This is a genomic window from Nocardia brasiliensis (genome assembly GCF_011801125.1).
Lineage (GTDB): Bacteria > Actinomycetota > Actinomycetes > Mycobacteriales > Mycobacteriaceae > Nocardia > Nocardia brasiliensis_C.
In genome coordinates, this window is sequence record NZ_CP046171.1 from 6,582,583 (window position 1) to 6,595,340 (window position 12,758).

11 protein-coding genes are annotated in these 12,758 nt (G+C 69.4%); 4 read left to right on the forward strand and 7 right to left on the reverse strand.

The genetic code is table 11. From position 1 onward, the window contains the following. Positions 1-17: 17 nt before the first annotated feature. Both F5X71_RS30025 and F5X71_RS30030 read left to right on the forward strand, forming a co-directional pair. Complete coding sequence (locus tag F5X71_RS30025; protein ID WP_167465028.1) at positions 18-1,811, forward strand: AMP-dependent synthetase/ligase; 1,794 nt, start codon at positions 18-20, stop codon at positions 1,809-1,811. A 113-nt stretch (positions 1,812-1,924) separates the two neighbouring features. After that, complete coding sequence (locus F5X71_RS30030) at positions 1,925-3,514, forward strand: molybdopterin-dependent oxidoreductase (RefSeq protein WP_174817160.1); 1,590 nt, start codon at positions 1,925-1,927, stop codon at positions 3,512-3,514. A 6-nt stretch (positions 3,515-3,520) separates the two neighbouring features. Here F5X71_RS30030 and F5X71_RS30035 read toward each other — a convergent pair whose 3' ends face one another. The 6 genes from F5X71_RS30035 to F5X71_RS30060 form a co-directional block, all read right to left on the reverse strand. Continuing rightward, positions 3,521-4,999, reverse strand: a complete 1,479-nt coding sequence (locus F5X71_RS30035; protein WP_167465029.1) for a DHA2 family efflux MFS transporter permease subunit — start codon at positions 4,997-4,999, stop codon at positions 3,521-3,523. An 81-nt stretch (positions 5,000-5,080) separates the two neighbouring features. Further along, positions 5,081-5,770 (reverse strand): PadR family transcriptional regulator, encoded by a 690-nt coding sequence (locus F5X71_RS30040; RefSeq protein ID WP_167465030.1) that lies wholly within the window; start codon positions 5,768-5,770, stop codon positions 5,081-5,083. A gap of 222 nt (positions 5,771-5,992) precedes the next feature. Continuing rightward, entirely contained in the window at positions 5,993-6,709 is a 717-nt protein-coding gene (locus F5X71_RS30045) for an ABC transporter permease (protein ID WP_167465031.1), read from the reverse strand. Beyond that, positions 6,706-7,374 (reverse strand): ABC transporter permease, encoded by a 669-nt coding sequence (locus tag F5X71_RS30050; RefSeq protein WP_167465032.1) that lies wholly within the window; start codon positions 7,372-7,374, stop codon positions 6,706-6,708. Before F5X71_RS30050 ends, F5X71_RS30045 begins: the two co-directional genes overlap by 4 nt. A 16-nt stretch (positions 7,375-7,390) precedes the next feature. Next, positions 7,391-8,542 (reverse strand): ABC transporter ATP-binding protein, encoded by a 1,152-nt coding sequence (locus tag F5X71_RS30055; RefSeq protein WP_167465033.1) that lies wholly within the window; start codon positions 8,540-8,542, stop codon positions 7,391-7,393. A gap of 13 nt (positions 8,543-8,555) precedes the next feature. Further along, positions 8,556-9,440 carry an ABC transporter substrate-binding protein gene (locus F5X71_RS30060; RefSeq protein WP_174817278.1) on the reverse strand — a complete coding sequence of 295 codons (885 nt, stop codon included), beginning with the start codon at positions 9,438-9,440 and terminating at the stop codon, positions 8,556-8,558. A 244-nt stretch (positions 9,441-9,684) separates the two neighbouring features. Here F5X71_RS30060 and F5X71_RS30065 point away from each other — a divergent pair, with 244 nt between their 5' ends. Then, the gene (locus F5X71_RS30065) at positions 9,685-10,572 is read left to right on the forward strand and encodes a glycine betaine ABC transporter substrate-binding protein (RefSeq protein WP_167465034.1); all 888 of its coding nucleotides are present in this window, start codon (positions 9,685-9,687) and stop codon (positions 10,570-10,572) included. Positions 10,573-10,613: 41 nt separating this feature from the next. Next, entirely contained in the window at positions 10,614-10,835 is a 222-nt protein-coding gene (locus F5X71_RS30070; RefSeq protein ID WP_167465035.1) for a hypothetical protein, read from the forward strand. 81 nt (positions 10,836-10,916) lie between these two features. Here the strand turns inward: F5X71_RS30070 and F5X71_RS30075 are convergent, their stop codons facing one another. Next, positions 10,917-12,137, reverse strand: coding sequence for an NAD(P)-dependent malic enzyme (locus F5X71_RS30075; protein WP_428981415.1), 1,221 nt, complete (start codon positions 12,135-12,137; stop codon positions 10,917-10,919). Positions 12,138-12,758: the final 621 nt, after the last annotated feature.

A 12,758-nucleotide genomic window follows, 5' to 3' on the forward strand; every position in this document is an offset into this window, starting at 1 on the left:
CACGTGGAAGGGCACTGATGCGAGAGTTCGAAGTCCCGGCTTCCTACACTATCCCGGAAGACGCGAACAATTCCGACAACGTCTTCCGTCATGCCGAGCAGTCGCCCGACGCGGTGCTGTTCAACAAGCCGGACGGCAACGGCGGCTGGCAGGATGTGCGGGCCGCGGAGTTCGCGAAGGCGGTCACCGGTGTCGCGAAGGGCCTGATCGCCTCGGGTATCGAACTCGGCGATCGCGTCGCCATCATGGCGCCCACCCGCTACGAGTGGGCACTGCTCGACTTCGCCATCTGGTCTGTCGGCGGCTGCACCGTCGCGATCTACGACAGCTCCGCGGCCGAGCAGGCCAAGTGGATCCTGCAGGACTCGGCCACCAAGTTGCTGATCGTAGACAGCGACAAGCATCGGGCCACCATCGAGGAGATCGAGGCGGGCGCGCTGCCCGAGCTGAAGGAGACCCTGCAGATCGACAAGGGCGCGGTCGAGGAACTCACCAGCCGCGGTACCGACCTCGACGACCAAGCCGTGCACGACCGGCGCAAGCAGGTCAACGCGAACTCCCCCGCCACCCTGATCTACACCTCCGGCACCACCGGGCGACCCAAGGGCGTCATGCTCTCGCACGCCAACCTGTACGCCGAGTCGCGCTCCGACCGGATCGCGCTGGCCAAGTTCATCCAGCCGGGCAAGAAGACCCTGATGTTCCTGCCGCTGGCGCACGTCTTCGCGCGCGCGGTGGCGCTGGTGGCCTTCGACGCGAAGGTGATCGTCGCGCACACCTCCGACTGGTCGACCCTGGTCGAGCAGTTCGCCACCTACCGCCCGCACTTCATCCTCTCGGTGCCGCGGGTGTTCGAGAAGGTGTTCAACGGCGCCAAGCAGAAGGCGCACGACGGCGGCAAGGGCAAGATCTTCGACGCGGCCGCCGAGACCGCCGTCGCCTACAGCGAGGCGCTCGACAACGGCGGCGCCGGGCTGGTCCTCAAGCTCAAGCACGCGCTGTTCGACAAGCTGGTCTACAGCAAGCTGCGGGTCGCGCTCGGCGGCCAGTGCGACGCGGCCGTCTCCGGCGGCGGCCCGCTCGGCGCGCGCCTCGGCCACTTCTTCCGCGGCGTCGGCGTCACCATCTTCGAGGGCTACGGACTCACCGAGACCACCGCGGCCGTCACCGTGAACACCCCGGAGCAGATCCGGGTCGGCACGGTGGGCAGGCCGATCGAGGGCCACAGTGCCAAGATCGCCGATGACGGCGAGCTGCTGCTGCGCGGCTCGGTCGTGTTCGACGGGTACTGGGGCAACGCCGAGGCCACCGAGGACGCCTTCGTGGACGGCTGGTTCAAGACCGGCGACCTCGGAGCCATCGACGCCGACGGCTTCGTCACGATCACCGGCCGCAAGAAGGAACTCATCGTCACCGCGGGCGGCAAGAACGTCTCGCCCGCGCTGCTCGAGGACTCGCTGCGGGCGCACCCGCTGATCAGCCAGGTGATGGTGGTCGGGGACGGGCAGCCGTTCATCGGCGCACTGATCACCCTCGACCCCGAGGCGCTGCCGGGCTGGCAGAAGAACCACAACGTGCCCGCGGACAACCCGATCGAGCAGCTGATCGAGAACCAGGAACTGGTCGCCGAGATCGAGGCCGCGGTGGCCGAGACCAACAAGAAGGTCTCCCACGCCGAGCAGATCAAGAAGATCCGCATCCTGCCGGTGGACTGGACCCAGGAGACCGGCGAGCTGACCCCGAAGATGTCGCTGAAGCGGGCCGTCGTGATGAAGCAGCACGCCGACGACGTCGCCAAGATCTACAGCTAGCGGCTTTGCCGAAGAGCGGGCTCGGCGTGCCGAGCCCGCTCTTCTGCGTCCGCAGCCGGGGCGTCAGTGAATGGTCATATTCTGCGGCCGTGCCCGGCAGTAGGCTCGAATTCATGGCCGATCTGCGACTGCGAGCGCTGGCTGGGATCGTTTCGGCGGGCGCGGCGCTGGGTGTCGCTGAGCTGTTCGCGTCCTTCTTCGAGGCGCAGAGCGCGCCGCTGGCCGCGCTCGGCGCGACCGTGGTCGATCACACTCCCGACGGCGTGCGCGAGTGGGCGATAAACACCTTCGGCACCGATGACAAGACGGTGCTCTACCTCTGCATGGGCGTGGTCGCGGCGCTGGTGGCCTGCCTCGCCGGCGCGCTCGAACGGACCACGCGCCCAGTGGGGTCGGCGCTGCTGGCCGTGATCGGCCTGCTGACCGCGAGCGCCGCGGTGGCGCGCACCGGTGCCGCGGGCGCGGTACCGACGATCGCCGGAGTCGCGGTGGGCTGCTACGCGCTACGCCTGCTGACCGAGCGCATCGAGACCGCCGCATCGACCGCGCGAGCGATCGAAACACCCACTGCCGCAAACAGACCCATCACCGCGCCGCCGAGCGCGCCCGCCGGGCCGACGCACGCGGAGGTGGCGGCGGGGCGGCGGCGCGTATTGCGGGGGATGGTGCTCGTCGGCGGGGTGGCCATGGTCACCGGCGTCGGCGGCAGGCTGCTCGGCACGGGCCGCCGCGACGTGTCCGGCGAGCGGGCCGCGGTCGAACTGCCGCAGCCCAGCGCGCCGCAGGCGCCGCTCGCGCCGGGCGCGGATCTGCGGGTTCCCGGGCTCACGCCGTACCTCACCTCGAACAGCGACTTCTACCGCATCGACACCGCGTTGATCGTGCCGCAGGTGTCCAAGGACAACTGGTCGCTGCGCATCCACGGCATGGTGGATCGCGAAATCCGGCTCACCTGGGCCGATTTGGCGAATCGGCCAGCGGTGGAACGGCTGGTGACGCTGGCGTGCGTGTCGAACCCGGTCGGGGGCGACCTGATCGGCAACGCGCGCTGGCTCGGCTACCGGCTCGACGAACTGCTGGCCGAGGCGGGCCCGCATCCCGACGCGGACATGGTGCTCTCGCACAGCACCGACGGCTGGACCGCGGGCACCCCGCTGTCGGTGCTCACCGATGGCCGCGACGCGCTGCTCGCGGTCGGCATGAACGGCGAGCCGCTGCCCGTCGCGCACGGCTATCCCGCGCGCCTGGTGGTGCCCGGCCTCTACGGTTACGTCTCGGCCACCAAGTGGGTGACCGAACTCGAGGTCACCCGTTTCGACCGGGCCACCGCCTACTGGACCCGCCGCGGCTGGTCGGCCCTCGGCCCGATCAAGACGGGGACCCGGATCGACACTCCGCGTCCGCGCGGCCGAATCAGCCAGGGCCGCATCACCGTTGCCGGCGTCGCCTGGGCCCAGCACCGCGGCGTCCGCGGCGTCGAGGTCCAAATAGACAGCGGCCCTTGGCAACCCGCGCGCCTGGCCGACGAGCAATCCGTCGACACCTGGCGCCAGTGGGTCTACGAGTGGGACGCGACGCCGGGCACCCACACCGTGCGCGCCCGCGCCACCGACGCCACCGGCGAAACCCAGACCGCCGAGCGCCGCGACGTCGTCCCCGACGGCGCCACCGGCCACCCCGCCGTCACCGTTCAGGTGAGCTGATCCGCGTCAGGCGAGCGAATCGGCCTTGCGCGGTTCGGCTTTCGGCTCGGGGTCGGCGCTACGGCCGTGCCGGACGAACAGGGCCGAGGCCACCACGCCGATCAGCAGGATCCCTGCGGGAAGCAGGATGGCCTGGCTCAGCGCGGTGCTGAAACCATCCTTGACGAACTCCGGGATATCCCCTTGGCCCGCACCGCCTTCGCCGACTTGCCCGCCGGCGAGGCCGTGCGCGGACATGCGGGCGGCGATCAGCGCGCTGATCGCGGCACTGCCGAGCACCGAACCGATCTGGCGGGTGGTGTTGTAGACGCCCGCACCCGCACCGGCCAGCTGGACCGGCAGGTTGTGCGTTGCGGTCGCGGCCAGCGGCGCCCAGATGCAGGCGTTGCCGACACCGGCGAACACCGCCGACACCATGATCCAGACGATCGAGGAATCCGGCGTCATCAGCGCGGCGAACCAGAACACCGACGCCGAGTAGAGCGCGAAGCCGAAAGCAGGCACGATCCGCGGATGCAACCGGTCGGCGAACTTGCCGACGAACGGCGCGCAGACGCCGGTGACGATCGCCATCGGCGCGAACACCAGCGCCGACTCGGTCGGCGACATCTCGCGCACCGCCTGCAGGTAGAAGTATCCCGGCACGACGAACGCGGTGACCGTCGCGCCCATGGCCGCGATGGCGATGTTGGCCAGCGAGAAGTTGCGATCACGGAACAGGCTCAGCGGCAACAGCGGTTCACCGCGACTGCGCGACTGGTTCACCAGGAACACCGCGAGCACCACCAGGCCCGCGGCGATCAGCAGCCAGACGCGCGGCGACCAGTCGTAGGTGTTGCCCTCCTGGATGCCGAAGACCAGCAGGAACAATCCGATGCCGCTGAGCAGCACGCCGAGCAGGTCGAACTTGTGCTCATGCGTCGGCAGCGCGGGCACCAGCCACACCGCCAGCGCGAAGGCGAGCACGCCGACCGGGATGTTGACGAAGAAGATCCACTCCCAGCCGAGCCCGTCGACGAGCACACCGCCGAGAATCGGCCCGACCAGCGTCGCGAGTCCGGCCACCCCGCCCCACAGCCCCATGGCGGCGCCGCGCTGGTCCGGCGGGAACGTTCGGGTGATCACCGCCATGGTCTGCGGCGTCATCAGCGCGGCGCCGAGGCCCTGCACCGCCCGCGCGGCGATCAGCATCTCGATGCTGCCGGACAGGCCGCACCAGGCCGAGGCGACGGTGAAGATCGCCAGGCCGAGCAGGTAGATGTTCTTGGGGCCGAAGCGATCACCGAGGCGGCCGGTGACCAGCAGCGGCACCGCGTAGGCGAGCAGGTAGGCGCTGGTCACCCAGATCACCTTCGAGATGTCGGCGTGCAGCTCGGTCATGATGTCCGGGTTGGCGACCGCGACGATCGTCATGTCCAGCAGGATCATGAAGAAGCCGACGACGAGCGCGATCAGCGCCAGCCACGGATTACGTTGAGTGGTCATGGGATTCGAGGTTCCTGTCGTGCGATGGCGCCCAGTGGGCGGGAATCGGAGCTTCGGTGCGGCGCTCGCGCCGGGCCGGGATCAAGGCGGGGGTGCAGTGCCGATCGCGCCGCGCCGGGCCACAGGCGCAGCGGCCTCGGTACCGGACGACCAGACGTGATGGTGGTCGGTCTCGCGCGTACCGGTGTGCGCGTCGAAGGTCTCCCACGGCATCGCGCCGCCGGCCAACTCGTCGAGAAAGCCGTTCACCCAGGCGATCTCGGCATCGAGCATGGCGTGTAGGTACGGCAGGGTGACGACGTAGCGGCGCGGCACCCGGCGTTCGTCGGCCCAGGTGATCATGGTCGCGACATCGGCGCGATCGGCTTCCAGATGGCCGACCCGCTCGCGCAGCAATGCGATCACCTCCGCCAGGGGCAGGTTGTGCAGCTCGGCGAGGGCGACCGGGAACATCGGATACTCCGGCGCCGGATAGCGCACGATCTCGGCGATCCTGGCGCGCAACGCCGTTCGGCCGCCCTCGGTGATCCGGTAGGTGGTGCGCTCGGGCCGGTTGCCGTCCCGATCGACGCCGTCGGCCTGTACCATCTGCTGCTCGGCCAGCCGGGCCACGGTGTGATACAGCGAGCCCGGCCGCACCTTGACCAGCACGTCTTCCCGCCGCGCGATCAGCAGCTGAAACATCTCGTACGGATGCATGGGCCGCTCCTCGAGCAGCGCCAGCACGGCGATCCCCAGCGGGGTCACCGCTGGACGCGCCTGCTGTCCCATGTCGTCGCCTTCCCGTCGAACGCTCGCGCGGCGTGCGCGCCCGAGCCTGGGAACTGTCGGCAGACCCGTCCGCCGATATGTCCCATTCCGTATATTCCACGTGGAATATACGGCGTGGAACAACCGGACCGCAAGGGGCCCGGTGCGGCGAAACGGATGACCACGGCCACACCCGGCCGAGCCGCGGGCCTGGATCAGCGGCTCAGCGCGACGTGTGCCGGATCAGTTCGTGGCGGGAACGCTCAGATCGGGAGCGATGGGCAGGGAACCGGTCCGGCGCAACCGCCCGGTCCCCGGCGTACTCACCCAGACGACGAAGGCGAGCAGCCCGTCAAGGGCCATGGCCAGCACCGCGACGAGCAGCGCGCCCACCAGCACGCGGTCGTACCGGTACAGGCTGATGCCGTCGAAGATGTAGCGGCCGAGCCCGCCGAGGTTGACGTAGGCCGCGATGGTCGCGGTGGCGACCACCTGCAGCGTCGCGCCGCGCAGGCCGGTGAGCAGGATGGGCAGCGCGTTGGGCACCTCGACCCGGAACAGGATCTGCCGCTCGGTCATGCCCATCGCCCGCGACGCGTCCACCACGTCGGCGGGCACGTTGGCGATGCCAGCGTAGGCGCCGGCCAGCAGCGGCGGAATGCCGACGGTGATCAGCGCGAGCAGCGGCGGAATCAGGCCGAGGCCGAGCAGTAGCACCAGAAACGTGAGCAGGCCGAGGGTCGGCAGTGCGCGCATGGCATTGGCGAACCCGACGAGCAGCGCGGAGCCGCGCCGGGTGTGCCCGATCACCAGACCGAGCGGCAGCGCCACCACAGCGGACAGCGCCACGGTCAGGAAGCTGTACCAAAGATGTTGCGCGATACGGGTTCCGATGCCCGCGGGCCCGCTCCAGTTGGCACCGTCGGTGAAGTAGTGCCACGCGTCGAGGAAGAGGTTCACGAGGCTGTTCCTTTCGCCCGCGCGGTCCGGACATCGGCGCGGACCCACGGCGTCGACCAGCGGCCGAGCGCGTAGACCAGGCGGTCGAAGATCAAGGCCAGCGCCAGGATCACCAGGATGCCCGCGACGATCTCGTCGGGATAGTCACGCTGGTAGCCCTGGGTGAACAGCTTGCCGACGCCGCCGACGCCGATCAGCGCGCCCACCGACACCATCGCGATGTTGGTCACCACGACGACCCGCAGGCTGGAGACGAAAACCGGGATGGCCAACGGCATCTCGACGGTCAGCGTGCGCCGCAGCGCGCTGAAGCCGACCGCGTCGGCGGCGTCGACCACCTCGGCGGGCACCGAATCCAGCGCCGCGGGCACGGCGATCACGAGCAGCGCGGTCGAGTACATGGTCAGCGCGATGATCACGTTGAGCGGATCGATCGCGGAGATCCCGACCAACGGCGGGATGATCACGAACAGCGCCAGCGACGGAATCGTGTACGCCAGGCTGGCCACGGTCACCGTCACCCGGCGCAGCCAGGCCACCCGGCGGACCAACGCGCCCAACGGGATCGCGATCACCAGGCCGAGCAACAGCGGCACCAGAGCCAAGTACAGGTGGGTCTTGCTGAACCCCATGATCTCGGCGAAGTTGTCGATCAGGTACCGCACGCGGGCCTCCCCCGGCTCACCGCGCGTCTTCCTGCTCGAAGAAGTGCCGGTTGCGTTCGGCGTCCTCGGTGGCACGCTGGCCCGCCAACTGTCGCAGCACCTCGGTGGCGAGCACGCCGCCGCGTACCGCGCCCGAATCATCCACCGCCACACCGATGCCGGAGGGCGAGGAGATCGCGGCGTCGAGTGCCTGGCGCAGATCGCCGCTCGGGGTGAACAGCGAACCACCCGCGGAAGTGCTGTCCACCAGCGCGTGCCCGGCGCGAACCGACTCCACACCGGTGACATCGATCCAGCCGACGGGCTTGCGGTCGGCGTCGACGATCAGCACCCACTCCCCGCGATCCAACCGCAGCGTGGGTATCTGCACGGCCGTCGCGGTCCGAAGCTCCTGCAGCGGCACGTCTTTCGCGGTGCGGAAGGACAGGCCACGGTAGCCGCGGTCGCGGCCGACGAAGTCGGCGACGAAATCGGTGGCGGGCTGGGCGAGTACGTGATCGGGCGGGTCGTACTGCTGCAGCACGCCGCCTCTGCCGAAGACCGCGACCCGGTCACCGAGGGTGATGGCCTCATCGATGTCGTGCGTGACGAACACGATGGTCTTGCGCAATTCGGCTTGCAGCCTTTGCATTTCGACCTGCAACTCGGCCCGCACCACCGGGTCGACGGCACTGAACGGCTCGTCCATCAACAGCACCGGCGGGTCGGCGGCCAGTGCCCGCGCCACCCCGACCCGCTGCTGTTGCCCACCGGAGAGCTGGGCCGGGTACCGCCCGGCCAGCGACCGATCGAGACCGACCCGGTCCAGGACGTCCATGGCGGCGGCGCGCGCCGCCTTGCGCGAATCACCGCGCAGCACCGGCACGGTCGCGACGTTGTCCACGACCGTGCGGTGCGGCAGCAGTCCGCCACTCTGGATGACGTAGCCGATACCGAGCCGCAGCTCGACCGGGTCCACCCGGGAAATGTCCTGTCCGGCAATGGTGATCGTGCCCGAGCTGGGCGTGATCATGCGATTGATCATCCGCATCGAGGTGGTCTTGCCGCAGCCGGACGGGCCGACGAAGACGGTGAACGAACCGGACTCGATGCGCAGATCGAGGTCGGTGACGGCGTGCGTGCCGTCCGGATAGGTCTTGCTGATACCGCGGAACTCGATATCGGACAACGCTGTTACCTCTTTATCCGGTCGGCGTGTTCAGCCCCTGGGCGGCGACCCAGGCCACGGCCGCGGCCTTCGGTTCGGTCTTGGCCGCGCCGGAGACGGCCTCGTTCAGCTCGATCAGCTCCGCGGTAGTCAGCTTCGCCGAGACGGCGTTCAGCGCGGCGAGCGCCTTGTCTGTCTTCTTCGCCGCGTTGAACAGCGGCACCACGTTCTGCGCCGGGAAGTTGTGCTTCGGGTCCGCCAGCACCACCAGGTCGTTCTGCGTGATGGCGGGCGAGGTGGTGAAGATGTCGGCCGCGGTCACCTGGCCCTCGAGCAGGGCGCGCACGGTCGCGGGGCCACCGCCGTCGGCGATCGGCACGAAATTGTTCGCGGCGATGTCGAGGTTGTAGTTCTTCTTCAAGCCGGGCAGGCCGCCGGCACGCTCCTGGAATTCGGCGGGCGCACCGAATTTCACCTCGGCCGAGTGCGCGGCCAGATCCGCGATGGTGCGCAGGTTCCAGCGCTCGGCGGTGGCCTTGGTGACGACCACCGCGTCGGAATCCTCGCCGGGCGCCGGGGTGCCGATCGCGAGTTCGCTGCCGAGCGCCGCGGTGAGCGCGCTGTTCACCTCGGCGGCGGCGGTCGCGGTCGCGTTCTTGTCCAGGTACTGCAGCAGGTTGCCGTTGTACTCCGGGATCACCGAGATCGCGCACTGGCGCACCGCGGGGACGTAGGCCTCCCTGCTGCCGATGTTCAGCTTGGTGTCGACCTGGAAACCGTTGACCCGCAGCACCTCCGCGTAGATCTCCGCGACGGTCTCGGACTCAGGGAAGTTCGCCGACCCGACGATGAGACCGTCGCCGTCGCAGTCACCCTTGCTCGCCAGTGGGTCGGAGTTGCCACAGGCGGACAGGATCATGGCGACGGCCAACGCGGCGGCGGCGAAGAGGAACCGGGCGGCGCGCAGCGCCAGCCGCAGCGCCGACCGCCCGTGCCGCGCGGCATCGGGGGTGATCGAGGTGTTCACGGGAGTCCTTCCGGCCTAACGAGCAATGCGAGGTCCCGGCGCAGCACAGCCACCGGTACATTCTGGGAGTCCATACTGCCCGCTCCAGGGTGTTCCTGTTAGCTCTGTCGATCTCTCGGAGAGTTGGTGTCGCCGGATGATGGTGGCCGCGTCGCTGCGGATGCTGGCTCGAATAGTGCTGGTCGCGACCGCCGTTACGGCCGTGTCCTGCGGCAACGGTGAGCAGGCCGCACCGATCGCGGTCGGCGCGGGCGACTCGGCCGAGTCGGTGGTGCTCGCCGAAATCTATGCGGGCGCGCTGGCCCGCACCGGCGCGCGCACCGCCGTCACCACCGGACTGGGCGGGCGCGCCGACACGCTGGCCGCGCTCGACGCGGGCCGGATCACGCTGCTGGCCGAGCACAGCGGCGCGCTGCTGACCCACCTCGACGCGCATGCCGCCGACCGCACTCCCAAAGACGTTGCTGCCGCACTGAGCAAGTCGCTGCCCGAGGGGCTGGTGATCTCCGACGTCGCCGACGGCACGGACCTGCGCGCGCGGGTGCTGCTCACCACCGAGACGGCCACACACGACGGTCTGAAGTCCGTGCGCGATCTCGGCCCGAGCTGCGCCGCGCGCACCGCGGGCGTGGCTCCCGCGCCCGGCCTGATCACCGCGCCACCGGCGGCGAACACGGTGACCGACTGCGCGTTCGCCGCGACTATCCCGTACGCCGACCTGGCCGCACTGCGAAAGGCCCTGCTGGACGGGCAGATCCAGGCGGGTGTGCTGATCGGCCCGCCCGCCGCCGACGCCACCGACGGGCTGACCGTCCTGTCCGACGACGACTACGCCGTGCGCGCGGAGAACGTGCTGCCGCTGTTCCGCAAGGGCACCCTCGACCAGATCCAGATCAAGAAGCTGAATTACGTTGCGGGCGAGCTCACCACCGCCGACCTCGCCGAGCTGATCCGCCGCGTCCGCGACGAACGGCGCGATCCCGGCGAGGTGGCGCGCGCCTGGCTCGACGACCACGCGCTGTAAATTTCCTCCGCCGCCGCCCTGACCCGGTTAACGTCTGGTCGGTGAGTATCAGGTTCATCGGCGGCTATGTGGCGATCGTGGCGTTGTTGCTGTACGTCTGGACCACCCTGCCCGAGAAGAATCCGCTGTTCGCGGTGTCCCTGCTGGGTGCGCTCGCCGCGATGGTCGCGCTGAACCTCTGGATCAGGGTGTCGGCGCGGCGCGCGGAGAACGCGCGCAAGGCGGCGCGCGCCGACCGGAAACCGGTGCCCTCCGGCGACTAGCGCGGGCAACCCTTCGGACACATACGAAAGGGCGCCCCGTTCGCCGTTGAACGGGACGCACTTTATCTGTGACAGCTATTGCTAGGCAACACCTTCGGCCCGCGCGGCGGCCGCGACGGCCTCGGCGACGGCCGGTGCGACCCGCGGGTCGAGCGGGCTCGGCACGATCTTGTCCGGACCGAGCTCGTCGGCGACGACGCTGAGGATCGCCTCGGCGGCGGCGATCTTCATGCCCTCGGTGATCCGGCGGGCGCCCGCGTCCAGCGCGCCCTTGAAGACGCCGGGGAAGGCGAGCACGTTGTTGATCTGGTTCGGGAAGTCGCTGCGTCCGGTGGCGACGATCGCGGCGTACTTGCGCGCGACCTCGGGGTGGATCTCCGGGTCCGGGTTGGACATGGCGAACACGATCGAATCCGGTGCCATCGAGGCGATGAGCTCCTCGGCGATCAGACCGGCGGACAGGCCGAGGAACACGTCGGCGCCGTTGAGCGCTTCCGCGGCACCGCCGTTGAGGCCGCGCGGGTTGGTGCGGGTGGCCAGTTCGGCCTTCACCGCGTTGAGGTCGGTGCGCTCGCGGCTGACGATGCCCTTCGAGTCGAGCACGGTCACGTCCCGCACGCCGGCGGCGAGCAGGATGTTCGTGCACGCGACACCGGCCGCGCCCGCGCCGGACACGACGACCTTCAGATCGGCGATGCCGCGGCCCTGCACCTTGGCCGCGCCGTTGAGGGCGGCGAGCACCACGATGGCGGTGCCGTGCTGGTCGTCGTGCATGACCGGGCAGTCCAGCGCCTCGATGACGCGCTTCTCGATCTCGAAGCAGCGCGGGGCCGAAATGTCTTCCAGGTTCACCGCGCCGAAGCTCGGGCGCAGCTTCACCAGCAGGTCGACGATCTCGTCGACGTCCTTGGTATCCACCACGATCGGGATCGAGTTCAGGCCGGCGAACTTCTTGAACAGCGCCGCCTTGCCCTCCATCACCGGCAGCGAGGCGCGCGGGCCGATGTCACCGAGGCCGAGCACCGCGGTGCCGTCGCTGACCACGACGACGAGCCGGTCGGTCCAGGTGTAGCGCTTGGACAGTTCGTCGTCCTGCGCGATGGCCCGGCTCACCTGGGCGACACCCGGGGTGTAGGCGATGGAGAGGTCGCGCTGGGTTTCCAACGGCGAGCTGAGTTCCACCGAGAGCTTGCCGCCAAGGTGTCCCGCGAAAATCTCGTCGTGCGTAATAGCGGAAAGGCTCGCTGCGTCGTCTGCGCGGGGGGCCGTGGTGGCATTCGGTGCGTCAGTCACAGGTGACACGATTTCACTCCTGCTCGGATCGGACAAACCGGTGGACGGTTACCGCCGGGTATTTAGGTATTAGGGTCTTTGGTCGCTCCGCAGGCTCTGCACCTGTGGATTCATTTCGCTCATCGAGTGCGCTGAACGGTACGTTTCGCGGCGATCGGCGAGTCACGAAAACTCGTTGCCGATTTCGCTGACGTGGCGCGGCACTGATCCGCGGAGCGAGAGGCCGGACGGGTGGGCCCGGACAGAACATGCGGCGTGATCCTCGGGTCACGACGGTGCGTCGCGAGGCGGAGATCTCCGTAATCCCAGTACCCGGCGGTGGCTTGGGTAAGGAATCCGACACATTCTGCCAGCATGATCCGCGACTTGCCAAACCGGTCTGGTCTGCGTCGTGTCGCGCGCCTGTCTCCAGGCTAGCGGGCCGGAATTACCGAGCCGTAAGCGAAAACTCGCACCTCGTCGCGACCGCGCGGTGAGTTGTCCGAACGTCGTCGCGTCCGGCGGTGTGAGCGCGGCACGCGTCGCCGGGTCCCGGCGCGCCGCAGTGCCGCAGTGCCCCTGTGCCGGAGTGCCGCCGCGCCGCAGTGCCGCAGTGCCGCAGTGCCGCAGTGCCGCAGTGCCGCAGTACCG